The organism is Nocardia sp. NPDC057668, from assembly GCF_042799795.1.
Taxonomy (GTDB): Bacteria; Actinomycetota; Actinomycetes; order Mycobacteriales; family Mycobacteriaceae; genus Nocardia.
Genome location: NZ_JBHVIC010000003.1, coordinates 506,056 through 523,955, shown reverse-complemented (window position 1 = coordinate 523,955; position 17,900 = coordinate 506,056). Strand labels below are relative to the sequence as shown.

16 protein-coding genes are annotated in these 17,900 nt (G+C 67.8%); 9 read left to right on the top strand and 7 right to left on the bottom strand.

Features of this window, described 5'->3' with window-relative positions; translation table 11 throughout:
- Positions 1–85: 85 nt before the first annotated feature.
- Positions 86–949 carry an alpha/beta fold hydrolase gene (locus tag ACFVBH_RS20925; protein ID WP_379003552.1) on the bottom strand — a complete coding sequence of 288 codons (864 nt, stop codon included), beginning with the start codon at positions 947–949 and terminating at the stop codon, positions 86–88.
- Positions 950–1,038: 89 nt separating this feature from the next.
- Positions 1,039–1,665 (bottom strand): TetR/AcrR family transcriptional regulator, encoded by a 627-nt coding sequence (locus ACFVBH_RS20920; protein ID WP_379003550.1) that lies wholly within the window; start codon positions 1,663–1,665, stop codon positions 1,039–1,041.
- A gap of 191 nt (positions 1,666–1,856) precedes the next feature.
- Here ACFVBH_RS20920 and ACFVBH_RS20915 point away from each other — a divergent pair, with 191 nt between their 5' ends.
- A complete protein-coding gene (locus ACFVBH_RS20915) occupies positions 1,857–5,108 on the top strand; it encodes an ATP-binding protein (protein WP_379003548.1) in 3,252 nt (1,083 codons plus the stop codon).
- 397 nt (positions 5,109–5,505) lie between these two features.
- Positions 5,506–5,664 (top strand): hypothetical protein, encoded by a 159-nt coding sequence (locus ACFVBH_RS20910; RefSeq protein ID WP_354987734.1) that lies wholly within the window; start codon positions 5,506–5,508, stop codon positions 5,662–5,664.
- Positions 5,665–5,794: 130 nt separating this feature from the next.
- Here the strand turns inward: ACFVBH_RS20910 and ACFVBH_RS20905 are convergent, their stop codons facing one another.
- The gene (locus ACFVBH_RS20905) at positions 5,795–6,469 is read right to left on the bottom strand and encodes a TetR/AcrR family transcriptional regulator (protein ID WP_379003546.1); all 675 of its coding nucleotides are present in this window, start codon (positions 6,467–6,469) and stop codon (positions 5,795–5,797) included.
- Positions 6,470–6,587: 118 nt separating this feature from the next.
- Here ACFVBH_RS20905 and ACFVBH_RS20900 point away from each other — a divergent pair, with 118 nt between their 5' ends.
- Positions 6,588–8,087, top strand: coding sequence for an MFS transporter (locus ACFVBH_RS20900; protein WP_354987732.1), 1,500 nt, complete (start codon positions 6,588–6,590; stop codon positions 8,085–8,087).
- 148 nt (positions 8,088–8,235) lie between these two features.
- On the opposite strand, the gene ACFVBH_RS20895 is transcribed toward ACFVBH_RS20900, so the two are convergent.
- The 4 genes from ACFVBH_RS20895 to ACFVBH_RS20880 all read right to left on the bottom strand — a co-directional run bounded on the left by ACFVBH_RS20895 (position 8,236) and on the right by ACFVBH_RS20880 (position 11,333).
- The gene (locus ACFVBH_RS20895; protein WP_379003544.1) at positions 8,236–9,834 is read right to left on the bottom strand and encodes an AMP-binding protein; all 1,599 of its coding nucleotides are present in this window, start codon (positions 9,832–9,834) and stop codon (positions 8,236–8,238) included.
- A 223-nt stretch (positions 9,835–10,057) separates the two neighbouring features.
- The gene (locus ACFVBH_RS20890; protein WP_379003542.1) at positions 10,058–10,225 is read right to left on the bottom strand and encodes a hypothetical protein; all 168 of its coding nucleotides are present in this window, start codon (positions 10,223–10,225) and stop codon (positions 10,058–10,060) included.
- A 76-nt stretch (positions 10,226–10,301) separates the two neighbouring features.
- The gene (locus tag ACFVBH_RS20885; RefSeq protein ID WP_379003540.1) at positions 10,302–10,808 is read right to left on the bottom strand and encodes a nitroreductase family deazaflavin-dependent oxidoreductase; all 507 of its coding nucleotides are present in this window, start codon (positions 10,806–10,808) and stop codon (positions 10,302–10,304) included.
- Between the two features lie 138 nt (positions 10,809–10,946).
- Entirely contained in the window at positions 10,947–11,333 is a 387-nt protein-coding gene (locus ACFVBH_RS20880; protein ID WP_379003538.1) for a MerR family transcriptional regulator, read from the bottom strand.
- A gap of 56 nt (positions 11,334–11,389) precedes the next feature.
- Between ACFVBH_RS20880 and ACFVBH_RS20875 the strand changes: the two genes are divergently transcribed.
- The 6 genes from ACFVBH_RS20875 (at position 11,390) to ACFVBH_RS20850 (ending at position 17,878) form a co-directional block, all read left to right on the top strand.
- Positions 11,390–12,931: an MFS transporter gene (locus ACFVBH_RS20875; RefSeq protein WP_379003536.1), complete on the top strand. Its 1,542-nt coding sequence runs from the start codon at positions 11,390–11,392 to the stop codon at positions 12,929–12,931.
- A 240-nt stretch (positions 12,932–13,171) separates the two neighbouring features.
- Entirely contained in the window at positions 13,172–14,080 is a 909-nt protein-coding gene (locus ACFVBH_RS20870) for an oxidoreductase (protein ID WP_379003534.1), read from the top strand.
- Between the two features lie 880 nt (positions 14,081–14,960).
- Complete coding sequence (locus ACFVBH_RS20865; protein ID WP_379003532.1) at positions 14,961–15,401, top strand: PaaI family thioesterase; 441 nt, start codon at positions 14,961–14,963, stop codon at positions 15,399–15,401.
- A 136-nt stretch (positions 15,402–15,537) separates the two neighbouring features.
- Positions 15,538–15,840 (top strand): urease subunit gamma, encoded by a 303-nt coding sequence (locus ACFVBH_RS20860; RefSeq protein ID WP_379003530.1) that lies wholly within the window; start codon positions 15,538–15,540, stop codon positions 15,838–15,840.
- A gap of 5 nt (positions 15,841–15,845) precedes the next feature.
- Complete coding sequence (locus ACFVBH_RS20855; protein ID WP_354987721.1) at positions 15,846–16,157, top strand: urease subunit beta; 312 nt, start codon at positions 15,846–15,848, stop codon at positions 16,155–16,157.
- Entirely contained in the window at positions 16,157–17,878 is a 1,722-nt protein-coding gene (locus ACFVBH_RS20850; RefSeq protein WP_379003527.1) for an urease subunit alpha, read from the top strand. The genes ACFVBH_RS20855 and ACFVBH_RS20850 overlap by 1 nt, the downstream gene beginning before the upstream one ends.
- The last annotated feature ends 22 nt before the right edge of the window (positions 17,879–17,900 follow it).

Genomic DNA, 17,900 nt, shown 5'->3' with positions numbered 1-17,900 from the left:
CATCGGGATGCGATGGCCGATACTCGAACGCTAACCAGGGCCTGTTGATGGCGAGTGACCGATTTGTGTACCCGCACATCCGATTTCAGAGGTGTTTGCCGAGGAAGCCCACTACCAGAGCGGCGACGTCGTGCAAAGCGGTTTCGAGCAGGAAATGTCCGCCGTCGAGTAGATGCACCTCGGCATCGGGGAGATCGGTGACGAAGGCGAGCGCGCCCGCGGGCCCGAACACCGGGTCGTTGCGGCCCCACACCGCGAGCAGGGGCACCTGGCTGGCGCGAAAGTACCGCTGTACCAAGGGGTACAGCATCAGGTTGGCGGGATAGTCGCCGAACAGTGCGAGCTGTACCCGGTCATTGCCGGGCCGGGTGATCAGGTCGTAGTCGCGCGTCCACGTCGCCGGATCGATGAGCGTCTCGTTGGGTTCGCCCGATACGTACAGCCACCGGATCAGGTCGAGGGTGAGCATTTCGCGTGCACCCGCTTCGGCGTCCGGCACCGGGTTCTGCCAGTACCGGCGCAGCGGGACAAAGAACTCGGGCTGCAATCCCTCGTTGTAGGCATTGCCGCTCTGGCTGACGATCGCCCGCACCGCCTCCGGCGTCCGCAGCGCGAGACGCCAGCCGATCGGTGCACCGTAGTCGTGCACGTAGAGGGCGTAGCGGTCGATGCCGAGCTGAGTCAGGAGTCCGGCGGTGATGGTGGCCAGCGAATCGAAGGAGTATGCGAACTCTTCTGCCGGTGGCGCGTCGGAGAGTCCGAATCCGAGCAGATCGGGCGCGAGGACATGCCACCGGTCCGCGAGCAGCGGCAAAAGCCCCCGGAACATCGACGAGCCGGTCGGGAATCCGTGCAGGAACACCACGCTCGGATGGTCACGAGAACCGGCCTCGCGGAAGAACACTCGGTGCCCACCGACGTTGGCATAGCGGTGGTGGACAGAGACCATGTCAGCGCGTCCTCGACTCCGGTTCTCGGTGACCTCGTACTCGTCGCGAGCGTAGGAGAGCGTTGTTGACGATCAGTTGACGGGCACGGTCAGGGCTCGAGAACGGCGGATTCGACGCGCTCGAGCAGCCAGCGCTGCGCCCGGTCGATACCCCATCCGAAGGTCTCCGACGCCAGCACGAGCTGGGGGTTCCGGAAATGGAAGAAGATGATCCGCGCCGCGTCGGTCACCGAGAGTCCGTCGGCGAGCTCGCCGATATCCGCGATGCCCTGCGTGATGATCTCGAGCGCCTCGGTGTGTCTCCCGTCGGCGATCCGCATGAACTCCTGCGCCTGAGGTGAGCTGGCCGCCGCCCGTTCGACGATGCGCATGATGTCCCCGGCCTCGGCCGCGTGGGCGACGTATCCCTCGGCGAGGATGCGCAGTTTGTCGCGGCCGGTGCGGCCACGCTCGGCGTCACCGATGATGCGGCCGACCGTCGGGCTCGTGGTCCACATGTCCATCAGGGTGCCGAGCAGCCCCTCTTTGCCGCCGCATTGCGCGTAGACGGTGGCGGGGGAGACGCGCGCCTCGCAGGCGATCATGGCGACCGTGGTCCGCTCGTAGCCGTGGTCCGCGAACAGTTTCCGGGCAGCCGCGACGACCCCGCGGCGGGTCATCTCGGCGTATTCGTCGCGCCGGTTTCGAGTCGTTGCCTGCTCGGTCTGCTCGGACATCGACTGCCGCACTGCCTTTCCCCTTGGCGGAACACCGTGCGCAGCGGGTGTTCGTCCCCATCACCCGCTGTGCTCGAAGGTCTCTACTGGCTGGAGTGGCACTCCAGCCAGTAGAGTGTACCTCGACGCCACGCCGGAGCAGCCCCCGATCAAGGGTTCGACGACTGGGTCGCCTATCCAGGGAGTCGCACATGACCATCGAGCTCTTCGTGCAGAGCGCAGATGACGCGGAGCCCGAAGCGGCGGCCGATGAGCTGCGCCTGCAGGTGCTCGGGCCCCTGCGGGTATGGCAGGGCGAGATCGAATTGCACGCCGGACCTCGTCAGCAGGCCTACCTTCTGGGCCTGCTGCTCGCCCGCCACGGCCGCCCGACCGGGGCCGACGAGCTCATCGACCTGATCTGGGGCGAGGACGCACCGGCGAGCGCACTCAATGTGCTGCACAAGTACATCGGCGCCATCCGCCGAATTCTGCAACCCGACCTGCCTGCCCGCGAGTCCGGCGCCTTCCTGCTCAAACGGGCCAGCGGGTATGTCTGCACGATCGGGCCCGACATCCTCGACCTCGCCCGATTCCGGGAGTTCACCGCTCGCGCTCGGTCCGATCTCGCCGCCGGCGACACCGCGGCCGCATTCGATCGCTTTTTGGACGCCGTCGCGCTGTGGAGCGGCCCGGCCGGTGATGGCTGGACGCACAATCCCGACGCGGCACCGATCTTCGCCGCTCTGAACGACGAGTTCCTCCAAACCTGTGTCGAAGTGGCTCGGCTCGCCGACTCGCTCGGTGAATCGACTCGCGCGCTTCCCGCCCTGCGGCGCGCGGCCGCGATGGCTGCCCTGCACGAGCCGGTACAGGCCGCCTTGGTCACCCTGCTCGGGCGGGCCGGAAGGCAGGCGGAAGCCCTCGAGGTGTTCGACGCGGTCCGGCGGCGACTCGACGAGGAGCTCGGCATCGACCCCGGCACGATCCTGCGCGCGGCCCGCCAGGGCGTCCTGACCCAGCTGACGGCCGGGTCGGATGCCGTGCGAACGTCCCCCGTAATCCCCTCGCCCACAGCCACTCTCGGCGCGCTGTCGCCAGCGGACGAGAGCCTGCGGACACCGGTCGCGCGACCTGGGATCGTCGGCCGATCCGAGGAACTGGCCGCCCTGGATCGAGCCCTGGAACCGGCGCTGCTCGGTGGGCGGGCGATCGTGGTGCTCGAGGGCGAGCCCGGAGTGGGCAAGAGCCGACTGATGGAGTTCCTCGCGCACGATGCCGAATCCCGTGAGGCCCTGGTCGTCTGGGGCCATTGCCTCGACGGTGACGGCGCCCCGACGATGTGGCCCTGGGTCGAAGTGGCGACCGGACTCCTCGACGCGCTGCCGGCAGCGCGGCGTGAGCACTGGCTCTCGCGCGACCTCGGTCACTTCGTGGGCGCCCATCGCGACGAGATGCCCGCCAATCTCGATGGAAACGCTCGCTTCCGGCTGCTCGAGCAGATGGTCGATGTGATCACCGAAACCGCTGCGGCCCGGCCCGTCGCGCTCATCTTCGACGACCTGCAGTGGGCCGAGCCCAGCTCGCTGCAACTGCTCGATGCCGTCGTCAAGCGGCTTCCGCCCGCGGTGGCGGTGATCGCCGCGATGCGAGACCGAGGCACGGCCCCGAGCCTCGAACTGACCCGAACCCTGGCGACGATGAGCCGAACCTCCGGGCACCGGCGAATATTCGTGGGCCCACTCGCTCCGGTGGAGGTCGGCGAGCTCGTGCGCAGCGAGACCGGAACCATCCCCCCGGCCGAGGTCATCGAGATGATCTACCGACGCACCACCGGCAACCCCTTTTTCGTGCGAGAACTGGCACGGCTACTCGGGCCGCAAGGTGTGAGCGCCACCGAGGCCGTCGCGTTGAGCGGTGTTCCGCTCACCGTGCGCGATGTCGTGCGCGACCGGCTGGCCGCCCTGGGCGGTGACACGATCGCGCTGCTCGAGGTGGCCGCGCTGATCGGGCGCTCGGTCGAGCTGCTGTTACTCGCCCGTGCGGCGTCCCTCGACGTCGGAACCTGCCTCGAGCGGCTCGAGCCGGTGCGCGATCTCGGATTGATCGGCCCGGTAGCCGATGATCCCTTCTCCTATCGGTACACCCATGACCTGGTTCGCCAAGCGGTGTCGGAGGGAGTCTCGCCGGTGCGGCGCTCGGCGATCCACGGACATATCGCGGACGCGATCGAGACGGGCGCGCTGAGCGACGAGTCCGCTCCCGAACGGCTGGCGCACCACCTGTGGTCGGCGGGTCCGATCACCGATCCCGGCCGAACCGTCTCGGCGCTGATCGGCGCGGGTTCCCGGGCTACCGCCAAGACCTCGCTGCAGGCCGCCGAACGACACCTCGGGTCCGCGGTCGAGCTGGCGCGCAAGGCGTCGCTACCCGAACTGGAGCTCGCCGCCCTCTCGCAGCTGATCGCGGTCGTGGGCATGCGCTCGATGTACGGCATCGCCTCGGTCAGCCTGCTCGAGCGGGCCGAGCAGGTGGCCAGGCGACTCGGGGACGAACGCGTCGCCACCGGATTTCTGTTCTCGCGCTGGACCGCGCACGGTCAGGGACTGCAACTCGAGCAGAGCACCGTGCTCGCCGACCAGCTCGACCGGCTCGCCTCGACATCGGCCGATCCCGTCGTCCGCATGTACGGAACGACCGCCGTCGGCATCCATCGCTGGTGCATCGGCGAGGTCGGAGAATCCTTCCGCCGCCTCGATGCCATCAGCCCGGCCCTCGTGCCGCAGCTCGATCCGCTGGAGAACGACCCGGTTCGTGACGGTGTGCAGTTGATGGCCGCGGGTATGTTCGCCGAGATCACCGGCTACCACGGCGACCTGGCACGCGCCGACGACCTGTTCGCCATCCTCGGCATGGCAGCCGGTCGCGATCCCTACGCGGTCACCGTCGCCACCTCGTTCGAGGCCAGAACCGCCGCGGTCGCGGGTGATGCGCTCGGAGCACTGCGGGCGGCCGACCGCGGCATAGCGGTCGATCCCGAGTTCTCGTTCGTCTCCCTCGGCACCTACCTGCGACTGGCTCGCCTATGGGGGCAGGCACTGACCGGACTCGCTCCGGCCGATGCCGCCGGCGCGGCCGACGAGCTCATCCGCGGCAATCTCAGCAGCCCCGCACGGACCTGCGTCTCGACCTGGCTCGCGCTGCTGGCCGAAATGTATTTGGCCGCCGGCTCTTCGGCGGCCGCCGCGGCGGCCCTCGATCGCGCCGACGACGCACTCATCCGCTACGGGCAGCGATCGGCCGAGCCCCTCGCCATCCTCGTCCGCGCCGAACTCGCCCGGGCCGAGGGCGACGATCACGCCGCGTTCCGCGCGGCCGAGCGCGCCCGCGCCCTGGCTCGGAAGCGTGAGGCGCACCTGTTCGCCGAGCGCGCCGAGCGATTCCTCATCGAACTGCGTGGGTGAAACGGAGCGGTTGCCGGAATCCACCAACTCTCCACTGGGCGCCGGCGCTCGCCGGTCGATGCTGTCTTCGAACTCGGGCGTGAAGGGACGGCTGATCCGTCCATGGTGTCCTGACCGGATAACTCGAATCATGGCTTGGAACAGCACATTCCCGCGATCCGAGCCCGTGTCCGCTTCCTCGCACCGGCGTTGAGGACTTCACTGGTGTTCGCCACTCGGCACCACGGAAAGTGTTGGTGTCGAACGGCATACCCGGGGATCGGCAGGCCGACTTCAAGGGTTCGTCAACAGCAGACTGATTTTCGTGAACAAGGGGGAACACAGTGAAAGCAATCATCGCGGCCGTCACGATGGCCGGACTCGCACTCTTCGGCGCAGGTACGACGGGGATCTTGAAGTGACCGCGAACGACGCCGAGCCCGATCCGCGGGCGCACTGGCGGCATCTGCCTCCCGAGCCGCGCGAGTGGATCGAGGAGAAGCCGGTCGAACCCTCGGCCGCGAGCTACATACCCGAGCCGGATACCTCCGCACAGGCTGCTCGCTACGGCAACTGAGCCCGGCGAACCTCGTTTCGGGTCTCTCGGATGTCCGGAGCCGGTGACACTCTGCCGCGCGTTATCGGACGAACAGGGGGAGTGCGGGCGATGACGGGAACTGACATCGGCCGGCGAGCAGGCCGGCGTATCAGCGCTTCCGGCCCGTACAGATATGGGACTTCGCCATCTCCACCTGTTCGTCCGTCAGCGGGGGCACGATCAGCGCGAGGCGAGGAGCCGCGTCGCCGCGGATCCCGTTGAGGACGACGGCCTGGTAGCGCCTCCAGAGGTCGGGGTTCACCGGTCTGGCGAACTCGGCCAGCGAATCGATCATGTGGACCAGGGAGAAGATGTCCGACGGCTCGATATCGGGTTGGATCACGCCCGCCGCGCAGGCGCGACCGACCACCGCCGAGATGACCGGCTTGATGCGATTCCGCATCTCGGCCAGGCCGTCGAGATCGTTGTCGAGTTCCAGCATCACTTCGCTGAGCCCGCGGTTGGTGGCCAGGTGCGTGCACGCGTACTCGAAGAACTGCACCAGCCCCTCCCACGGGTCGGGGTGGGCGGCCGCGGTCTCGGCGGCGATCGCGAACCCGCCGACATTGGCCGCGAAGACCTCGGCGATCAGTTCGTCCTTGCCCGTGAAGCGGCGGTAGACCGTCCCGATGCCCACCCCCGCGCGCTCGGCCACGTCATCGAGGGAGATCTCCAGCCCGCGGTCGGCGAAGAGCTCGCGGGCCGCTTCGACGATCCGGCGCTGATTGCGGACCGCGTCGGCGCGCAAACGCCGAGGTGGGGACCCGGTTGTGGTGTGGTTCACATGTGCCTCCCGATGAGACGCGCGAGACTAAGTGGAGGAATGTCCTCCGTTATGGTGCTAGCTTACTCGATAAGCGGAGATTCGCCCTCCGCATCACGCTTCGACACCAAGGGGACTCATGACAACCACGTACGACCGTGGGGCACCCGCCCCCGAGAAGACGGATTCGGGCCGCCGCGGCTCGCATGCTCTGCGCTGGTGGGTGCTCGCCGTTCTGGGCGTCGCACAGCTCATGGTCGTACTCGACGCGACCGTCGTGAACATCGCGCTTCCCGCGGCGCAGGCGGACCTCGGCTTCGGCGACGGCGACCGCCAATGGGTGGTCACCGGGTACGCGCTGGCCTTCGGCAGCCTTCTGCTGCTCGGTGGTCGGCTCAGCGACCTGTTCGGCCGTCGCAACACCTTCATCGTCGGTCTGGTCGGTTTCGCGGTCACCTCGGCCATCGGCGGCGCGGCCACCAGCTTCGAGATGCTGGTCGCCGCGCGCGTCGGCCAGGGTGTGTTCGGCGCGCTGCTCGCGCCCGCGGCCCTGTCGCTGCTGAGTGTCACCTTCACCGAACCGTCCGAGCGCGCAAAGGCTTTCGGCATCTTCGGTGCCGTCGCGGGCGCCGGCGGCGCCATCGGCCTGCTGCTGGGCGGCATGCTCACCGAATGGGCGTCGTGGCGCTGGGTGATGTTCGTGAACCTCGCTTTCGCCGCCGTCGCGCTGGTCGGCGCGGTGCTGCTGCTGGCCAAGCACGCGGTCACCGAACGCCCCAAGCTCGACATCCCGGGCACCCTCGTGGTCACGGCCGCGCTGTTCGGCATCGTCTACGGCTTCTCGCACGCCGAGTCGACCAGCTGGACCAATCCGGTCACGCTGGGCTTCCTGATCGGCGGCGCGGTCCTGCTCGCGGTCTTCGTGTGGCTCGAGACCCGGGTCGCGAATCCGCTGCTGCCGCTGCGCATCGTGCTCGATCGCACCCGCGGCGGGTCGTACCTGACGGTGTTCGTCATGGGCATCGGCATGTTCGCGATCTTCCTGTTCCTGACCTACTACATGCAGCTGAGCATGGGCTACTCGCCGATCAAGACCGGCCTGGCCTTCCTGCCGATGGTCGCGGGCATGGTCATCTCCTCGACCACCGTGCCCTCGCTGGTGCTGCCCAAACTCGGCCCGAAGATCGTGGTGAGCGCGGGCTTCCTGGTCGCCGCGGCCGGCATGGGCCTGCTGACCCAGATCAGCCTGGACAGCTCCTACGTCGCCAATATCCTTCCGGCACTGGTGCTCATGGGCCTCGGCCTCGGTGGCGCGATGTCGACCGCCTTCCAGGGCGCGACCTCGGGCGTACACCACGAGGACGCGGGCGTCGCCTCGGCGATGGTCAACACCAGCCAGCAGGTCGGCGGCTCGATCGGCACCGCGCTGCTGAGTACCATCGCCGCCTCGGCCGCGACCGACTACCTCGGTTCGCATCAGCCCAGCGCACTGGCTGCCGCACAGGCCCAGATCGAGAGCTACACCACCAGCTTCTGGTGGGCCACCGCGATTTTCGTGGCGGGCGCGGTCCTGACCGGGATCCTGATGCCCAACACGGTTCCGGCGCCCGCGGAAGGGGAACCGGTGCTCGCGCACTGATTCCCGGAACGAACGACACAGCGCCCGCGTCAACGACGACGCGGGCGCTGTGCTGTGAGAAGACCGCTGTTTCGCAGACCGGGCGGTGACCACCTTCGGCGCGATCGGTGATGTTGCCGTGGTCGAGTGGCGTGAGATGGCAGGTGGTTCAGCGATACCCGGCCGCGATCTCCACGCGTCGCAATTTGCCCGAGGTGGTCTTGGGGAGTTCTCCGACCGGGACCAGATCCACCAACCCCGGCGTGACCCCGCATTCGGCCGCGACCCGTTCGGAGATCAACCGGCGAGCGGCTTTCTTGTCGTCGCCGGAGTACTCGGCCACGACGACGAGCTGGTCGCGCCGTGCTCCACTGCCACCACCATTGACCGCGGCGATGGCGCCCGGGCGAACCCCCGCGACACCCACGACCGCCCGCTCGATCTCCTGCGGGAAGATGTTCCGCCCCGCGATGGTGATCAACTCCTTGCTGCGGCCGCAGACGACGAGCTGGTCGTCGACCAGGTAGCCCAGGTCTCCGGTGCCGATCCATTCCCCGGCGCCGATCGGGGTGTCACCGTGATACCCGATCATCTGTGCGGCGGAACGGAATTGGATCTCGCCGACCGGGCGTACGGCATCGAATTCGGTGTTGTGGGTGGTGGGCGCGACTCGGAGCTCGACACCGTCGAGCGCCGAGCCGAGCAGTGCGGCCCGATGTGTCGTTCCATCGGGCGCCGGTACCTCGTCGTAGGTGAGTCCGGTCCCGGCCGTGGGCATCGTGAGCGCACAGGTGGCCTCGGCGAGCCCGTAGGACGGGCATACCGCGCTCGCGTCGAACCCCGCCGACGCGAGCTGCTCGCTGAATCGCTGCGTCGCGGCGACGTCGATGGGTTCACCACCGTTGATGGCGACCCGTAGCGCGCTCAGATCCGCGCCGGCGGACAGCCGCGCGTAGCGGCCGACCAGCGCGTAGGCGAAATTCGGTGCGGCAGTAACGGTCGCGCCGCTGGTGGTGAGCCATTGCAGCCAGTCGAAGGGTGATTTCGCGAATGCGGAGGTCGGTGCGAGCCAGGTGGGAGCGCCGGTCAGCAATCCCGCGAGCAGCATCATCAAACCCATGTCGTGATACAGCGGCAACCAACTGCACAGGACGTCACCGTCTCGAAACTGCTGGCGCGCAAGCACATCTCGGACATTCGCCAGCGCAGCGGGCGCGGTCAGCGCGACGGCCTTCGGCATACCGGTGGATCCCGCGGTGCCCTGATAGATCGAGACGGCATCGACCGCTGTCGGTGTCGGCCCGAATCCCGCCGGCGCGGTACGCCAGAGGTCGACTTCGTCGAATCCCCCTGTGCGGAAGCCGGATTCGGCGGCCTGGACCCCGCCCAGCGCATGTAGCGCGGTGCCCTGGCAATACACCTGCCCCACGCCCAACGCGCCGAGCTGGGTCGTCGTTCGCGCGGCCCACGAATCCAGGCTCGTGAAGCGGTTGGGCCCCGGCAGCAGGGTGGAGGCGCGTCCGGCCAGCCACGCCGCGAGCACGATCGTGACGGTTTCATAGCCCGATTCGCCGATCACCGCCACCGGCCCTGCCGCGCTCCCTCGGTCCTGCAGGTGAGCGGCGATGCCCTCGGCGTGCGCCAGCACCTCGCTCCACGGTCGACTGTCCCAGCGGTCTTCGTCCTTGTTCAGGATATGGAGGTCGGCATCACGGCTCGAGGCCGCGCGGACGGCCGCGGCGAGCGCGTTCTCCTTCGGTGGTGTCATCGCGTTCCTTACCTTGTCGCCGATCTCTGAGGCGTTGGCCGGCGGTCGACCGAGATCCTTCAGTCAACCGGGAGCGGCGGCCATGGATCGGGACTAATGAGACGGGATGTGTGACTCACATCACCGCCGCTGTCCGCCGTCGATCGGCCGGCGCACCACTGAGAACCCGCTTGCAGGGTCTGGATCCTCGCGTGCAGTGACATGGACGACCGCTACTGGACTGTCATGCGAGCGTCAAGCGCTCGTCTGACATGTCGTACCGCTCGGCGATGGGGTACCCGGGATCGGTTTTCGCGGGGGATTCCCACCGGACGAGGCGCTCGCCGATATCGGACGCCACGAACCATGCGGCCGACTCGGTGAGATAGACGTATTCCTTTGCCTTTGCCATGTCGTCAAAGGTGAGGTCCAGGCACCCTCGACACGGGGCCGAACGCGCCACACTGCTTGCTGAGTCGGCCACCGGCCTATCTTGTCAGGGCGAAAATGCGCAAATCGCGCGCGGTGCGGTTCTTGTAGGCGGTGTACGCCTGTGTGGTCTCCTCGAATCGCGCGAAGATCTCGCGCTTGCGCGTCTCGTCCTCGATGAGGCCGGCGCGCACCGGAATCCGCTGTCCGGCGATGGTGACCTCGCCGTCGGGATTGGCAAGCAGGTTCCCGGTCCAGGCCGGGTGGTGTTGCTGTCCGAAATTGCTGCCGATCACGTACAGCGTGTCCCCGTCATGTACGTACAGCAGCGGGGTGGTGCGGGGCTGCCCGGATTTGCGCCCGATGGTGGTGAGCAGGATGACGGGCGCGCCGATCGGCCCGAGCACGGTGTATTTGCAGCCGGTGCGCTCGAGAATCCGCCGATCCAGCGGCGTGAGCTTGCGTACCACCAGAGACCCGAGCTTGGTCGCGGCGAACGGGCTGGCAACACGGGAAAGGAGGTTGGTGCGCGAACCCCAGATTCGGTCCGGAAACTGCTCACTCATGTCCGGAACCTTAGTGCTCGGCATCGTGCCGTGTCGGCCCGTCGCGCACCTTTGGCTGTCGCACGGACGTGGTAGCGAGTGATGCGGCCGCTCTCGACGGTCAGGTCCAGGTCGAAGCGGGAACGGTCCCGGGCGTGGTCAGGTGGCTGAACGTTCGACCGCATTGACGACTTCGGCTGGCGCGGTGGCTATTACGGTGTCCAGCGCCCGGCGGGCGGTTTCCAGGTCGATGATGTTCGCGGTGATGCGGTCGCGTTCGCGATAGAGGTCGACCAACAGTTCGGGGCAGTCGGCGATGAGTTGTCCATCGCCGGTGGACATGCAGGGGAGCAGGTCGGCGATTGTCGTGGTGGACAGGCCCGCGGCGAGCAGGTTGCGGATGTTGAGCACCGTGTCGACGTCGGATTCGGTGTATTCGCGGTACCCCGACGGGTGCCGGTACGGGTGCAGCAGTCCCTGCTCCTCGTAGTAACGCAGCAGACGCGGGCTCACGCCGGTGCGCCGCTGCAATGCCCCGATTCGCACCGAACCTCCTGCGGATACTTGACTCTCACATTGATGTGAGACTTTAGCGTAGCCGCATGTCCGATTCCCACTCTCCGTCCAGCCATCGAACGGTCGAATCCGCTGCAGGCCCGCGCGAATGGCTCGGCCTCGCGGTACTCACCCTGCCCACCCTGTTGCTCGCGATGGATGTCACCGTCCTCTATCTGGCCGTACCGCACCTGACGGCGGATCTGCGGCCGACCGGAATCGAACAGCTGTGGATCGCCGACATCTACGGCTTCATGATCGCCGGTTTCCTGATCACCATGGGCACGGTCGGTGACCGCGTCGGCCGGCGCAGACTGCTGATGTTCGGCGCGAGCGGATTCGCCGCGGCGTCGGTACTCGCGGCCTTCGCCACCAGCCCGCTGCAGCTGATCCTCGCTCGCGCACTGCTGGGGATAGCGGGTGCGACCCTGATGCCGTCGACCCTCGCGTTGATCAGCAATATGTTCCGCGACGCCGGACAGCGCACGATGGCCATCGGGGTGTGGGCAACGTGTATGTCGGCCGGTATGGCCGCGGGTCCGATCATCGGCGGGGTCATGCTGGAGTCGTTCTGGTGGGGCTCGGTGTTCCTGCTCGCCGTGCCGATCATGGCGCTGCTGCTGGCCACGGCCCCGGCACTGCTACCGGAGTACCGGGATGCCGACGCCGGCGGCATCGACGTGCCCAGTGTGCTGCTGAGCCTGCTGACGATCCTGCCCCTGGTCTTCGGTATCAAAAAGGCGGCCGAGACCGGGATTTCCGCCCTGCCGTTGGTGTCGATCCTGGTCGGTTTCGTATTCGGCCGGGCCTTCGTGCGCAGGCAACGCACACTCGAGTCTCCGCTGATGGAGCTGCGCTTGTTCGGCAATCCGACTTTCCGTGCGGCACTGTTCATTCTGCTCTTCGGCCTCGGAACGGTCGGTGGCAGCTATCTGTTCATCACGCAATATCTGCAATTGGTGCGCGGTCTCACGCCGCTTACCGCCGGCCTCTGGCTGCTGCCTCCTGCGGGCGCGCTGATTCTCTCCTCGACGCTGACCCCGATCATCGTCCGCAGGACACCGCCGCGATTCGTCATCGCGGCCGCGCTGGCACTGGCGACATCGGGCTATCTGACCCTGGCGTTCGTCGACGCCGTCGGGGGTCTGCCGCTGCTGATAGCGGGTTTCGTCCTGGTTTACGCCGGCATCAGTCCGCTCATGGTGCTCGGCACCGATTTGGTCATCGGGACCACGCCGCCGGAGCGGGCGGGCTCGGCCGCGGCCATGTCCGAGACCGGCATGGAGTTCGGTGTCGCCACCGGCATCGCCGTGCTCGGCGTCGTCGGTACCGCGGTGTACCGATCCGAGATGTCCGCGGCTGCGCTGCCGAATATGCCTGCGGCAGCGCAGGATTCACTAGCAGCTGCCGACGCCGCTGCGGCAGACCTGCCTCCGATCCTCGGTGACGCCGTCCTCGCCGCAGCCCGTGCGGCGTTCACGAACGGCCTCAACCTCACCGCGCTCGTGTGCGGGGCGACGACGGCCGTACTCGCCGTCGTGACGCTCCGCTCGCTGCGGACGGTCGCGGATTCGGAGACGTCGCGGTGACACGACCCGATAGTCCGGCGTTGCCAGCAACACCCGAGGCGACCCACACCTGCCCAACGCCTGAAAAGCCCCTAATAAGAGGCCATTTCGGGCGTCATCATGTGCTGGTCCCGTCCGGGGCGATTTCATCCCTGGGAGGGCGTGGTCGGCGAGTGCGAGCATCCGCGAGACAGTGGCAACACCCATCGCGGTGTTCTCCGCGCAGAGCCGGGCCCGACTCTGGCGGGTAGGTTCGCAGGGATGGCACGCACCGGATGGACCACAACTGATATGCCTGCGCTCGACGGCCGCACCGTCATCGTGACGGGCGCGAACAGCGGGGTCGGACTGGCGACCGCAACGGCGTTCGCGCAGGCCGGTGCTCACGTAGTACTCGCGGTGCGCGACACCGAGCGTGGTAAAGCAGCCGCAGCTGTCGTGGGCGGGCGTAACGAGGTTCGCCGCCTCGATCTCGCCGATCTGGCCTCGGTACGGGAATTCGCCGGGAACTGGAACCGGCCGGTCGACATTCTGATCAATAACGCCGGGGTGGCCGGATTTCCCGGTTCGCGCACCGCGGACGGCTTCGATCTGCAGTTCGGCACAAATCATCTCGGCCACTACGCGCTGACCAACCTGCTGCTACCGAACCTCACCGACCGCGTGGTGACGCTGGCCTCGGGCGCGCATCGGGCCGGTGATATCCACTTCGACGACCTCGAACTGTCCCGTCGGAAGTACGGGTTCGCGGCCTCCTACGGTCAATCCAAACTCGCCAACCTGCTGTTCACTCTGGAACTCGATCGCCGTTTGCGCGCGGTCGGATCGCCGATCCGGGCGCTGGCGGCGCACCCCGGGTACGCCGCCACGAATCTGGGCACCCAGGGCCGCAACAGGTTCCTCGTCGCCGCCGTCCGCGCGGTGGGCAACGCCCTGGCCCAAAGCAGCGAACAGGGCGCGCTGCCCACTTTGTTCGCCGCGACCCAGGACCTGCCCGGTGCCAGCTACATCGGTCCGGACGGACGACGCGAAATGCACGGCCATCCCACACTCGTCGGCCGATCCGCCAAAGCCGCCGACCCGATCATCGCGCAACGCCTCTGGACGGCCTCCGCGGAACTCACGGGCATCGAGTTCGACCTGCGGCCCGAATCCATTCGGAACACGTGAAGCCCGTTGCGCCAAAACTAATCCGAGCGTCACTCCTCTGGCCGGTCAAGTCGGGCGCGGGTGCGTCCGCTTCCTGACGAGAAGTCGAGACCGAGGCGTGGGCTGAGACCTTCACTGAGCGTCTGTCCCATCGAGCCGCTCGTGATCGCGAGACCTGAACAGCTCCACCGTGATTCGAACCGGGATGTGACTCAGGCGCACTACGGCGAAACGCGGTGTACTTCGGATTGGCGGAAATTGGGCGGTGGGTCCACCCGCTTGGAGTGAACCCACCGCCGGCACGGGATCGGGGGCCGCCGCAGCCCTCGGGGCCTCTCTCGATCCAAACGCCACCCTGATAGTAGGACAGGCTTACCTAACTTGCAAGGTTGGTCGATGGGGATCTTTCGGTGCGGTTCGTGGGAGAAGTCTGTCGGTGGTCTTCGAGCCTCGCGCTCGACGACGTGGGATTGATTGGCGCGGAACCGTGTTCGATGTCGAGGTGGGTCCGCGGCGGCGGGGTTCTCGGCCGGTGGCCGACCGACCGGGCTCCGCTGGGGAAAGAAAAAGGGCGGTGGGTTCTCGCAGCCGAAGCTGGGAACCCACCGCCCGGCAGGAGATCGAGACCGCGGCAGCCCTCCGGGTCTCGCTCGATCCAAGCGCCACCACTAGTGTAGGTCAGGCTTACCTAACTAGCAAGTGGTGGTGTCGGCATCCGGGCCGAGACCTCACGGTTCCGAGCTTTGCGGCTGTCAACACCGCTGTTCGAGGCGACCCGCCATCCCGTCCAGTCATCACCGCCAGTGGCCAATGGACGGGCCTCGCCGGTGAGTGCGGCCACTGCCGCGGTCGAGGGGAGCCCGCCGCTTCGTATTTCCGGGGCCCGTGCGAATGTGACGGTATGACCGACGACTTCTCCCAGATCAAGTCCATGGCCGACGTGACGCCCGAGCTCATGACCAAATTCAGTGAGGGCACCTTCACCGATCTCATCGGGTTGAAGTTCACCGAGCTCAGCGTCGACCGCGTCACCGCCGAGTGGGTGGTCACCCCGCAGCAGTTCCAGCCCGCCGGCATCGTGAACGGCGGCGTGTACTGCACCGTCATCGAGACCTTGGCCAGCATCGCGGGCAGCGCGTGGCTGGGGGAGCGCGGGACCGTCGTCGGGGTCAACAACAACACCGACTTCCTGCGCGCGGTACGTGAGGGCACGCTCAGGGGTGAAGCCACCCCCGTGCATCGCGGCCGCTCGCAGCAACTCTGGGTCGTCGTCATCACCGACGAACAGGACCGCACCGTGGCGCGCGGGCAGGTCCGGCTGCAGAACCTCACCCAGAACTGAACGACCGGGCTGGGTTCTGGCGTCGCGCGCCGGGCCGGGCAGCGCCGAACTGCCCGGCCCGCACCGAAACACGGGGTTAACCCGGACCGTGTCAGAATGGCCGACGACCCGCCCGCGACCTCGGTGAGGAGCCCGAATGCGACTGTCGCCGCACGAGCAGGAACGCCTGCTGCTGAGTTACGCGGCCGAGCTGGCCCGCCGGCGGCAGGCGCGCGGACTCAAGCTGAACCATCCGGAATCGGTGGCGCTCATCGTCGATCACGTGCTCGAGGGCGCGCGCGACGGTCGTACCGTGGCCGAGCTCATGTCCTCGGGCCGGGGCGTGCTCAGCCGTGACGACGTCATGCCCGGCGTCCCGGAGATGATCCACGACGTGCAGGTCGAAGCCACCTTTCCGGACGGCACCAAGCTCGTCACCGTCCACCACCCGATCGGCTGACGCCCATGATCCCCGGTGAATACCTCTGCGCCGAAGGCACCATCGAACTCAACCCCGGCGCGCAACGTCTCGAACTCGAGGTGGTGAACACCGGCGACCGGCCGGTGCAGGTGGGCAGCCACGTGCACTTCCCGCAGGCCAATGCCGCGCTCGATTTCGATCGCGACGCCGCGCACGGCCACCGGCTCGACATCCCCGCCGGCACCGCCGTGCGCTTCGAACCCGGTCTGGCCCAGCGGGTTCGGCTGGTCCCGCTGGGCGGCACCCGCGAAGTCCACGGCATCAGCCTCACCCCTCCCGGAAAGCTGGATGCCTGATGGCCGAACTCTCCCGCGCCCGCTACGCCGAACTCTTCGGACCCACGACCGGCGATCGAATTCGCCTGGCGGACACCGACCTGCTCATCGAGATCACCGAAGACCGCAGCGGCGGACCGGGTCTGGCGGGCGACGAGGCGGTGTTCGGCGGCGGCAAGGTCCTGCGCGAATCCATGGGCCAGGCCCGCGCCACCCGTGCCGAAGGCGCCCCGGACACCGTGATCACCGGCGTGGTGATCATCGATCACTGGGGAATCATCAAGGCCGACATCGGCATTCGTGACGGCCGCATCAGCGCCATCGGCAAGGCGGGCAACCCCGACACCATGTCGGGTGTGCACCCGGATCTGGTCGTGGGTCCCTCGACCGAGATCATCGCGGGCAACGGGCGCATCGTCACCCCGGGCGCCATCGACACCCACGTGCACTTCATCTGCCCGCAGCTGCTCGAGGAGGCCATGGGCGGCGGCATCACCACGCTCATCGGCGGCGGCACCGGCCCGGCCGAGGGCTCCAAGGCCACCACCGTCACCCCGGGCGCCTGGCACCTGGGCCGCATGCTCGAGGCCACCGACGGCTGGCCTATGAATATCGTGCTGCTGGGCAAGGGCAACACCGTGCGGCACGAGGCCATGTGGGAGCAATTGCGCGGCGGCGCCGCCGGTTTCAAGCTGCACGAGGATTGGGGCACCACCCCGGCCGCGATCGACGCCTGCCTCACCGTCGCCGACGCGTCGGGCGTGCAGGTGGCCCTGCATTCGGACACCCTGAACGAGGCCGGATTCGTCGAGGACACCCTCGCCGCCATTCGCGGCCGCGCGATCCACTCGTATCACACCGAGGGCGCGGGCGGCGGGCACGCGCCCGACATCATCACCGTCGCAGCGCATCTCAACGTGCTGCCCAGCTCCACCAACCCGACCCGGCCGCACACGGTCAACACCCTGGACGAGCACCTGGACATGCTCATGGTGTGCCATCACCTGAGCCCGTCCATCCCCGAGGATCTGGCGTTCGCCGAGAGCCGGATCCGGCCCTCCACCATCGCCGCCGAGGATCTGCTGCACGACATGGGCGCGATCTCCATGATCGGCAGCGACTCCCAGGCGATGGGCCGCATCGGCGAGGTGGTCATGCGCACCTGGCAGACCGCGCACGTGATGAAGAAGCGCCGCGGCCCGCTCGCGGGAGACGGTGCGGCGGACAACAATCGGGTACAGCGCTACATCGCGAAGTACACGATCTGCCCGGCGGTCGCACACGGGCTCGATCACGAGATCGGGTCCATCGAGGTCGGCAAGCTCGCCGATCTGGTGCTGTGGGAGCCTGCCTTCTTCGGGGTGCGCCCGCACGCGGTGCTCAAGGGCGGCATGATCGCCTGGGCCGCCATGGGTGATGCCAACGCCTCGATTCCCACCCCGCAGCCGGTGCTGCCCCGGCCCATGTTCGGCGCCGCGCCGGTGGTGGCGGCGGGCACCTCGCTGTCGTTCGTGTCCGAGCAGGCCATCGAGGACGGGCTGCCGAATCGCCTGCGGGTGAATCGAAAACTGGTGCCGGTGGCCAACGTTCGCAAGCGCACCAAGGAGCACATGCCGCGCAACGAGGCCATGCCGCGCATCGAGGTCGATCCCGACACCTTCACCGTCCGGATCGACGGCGAGGTCTGGGCGGAGGAGCCCGCCACCGAACTGCCGATGGCGCAGCGCTACTTCCTGTTCTGACGCGGGTAGGCGCGCGGATCGC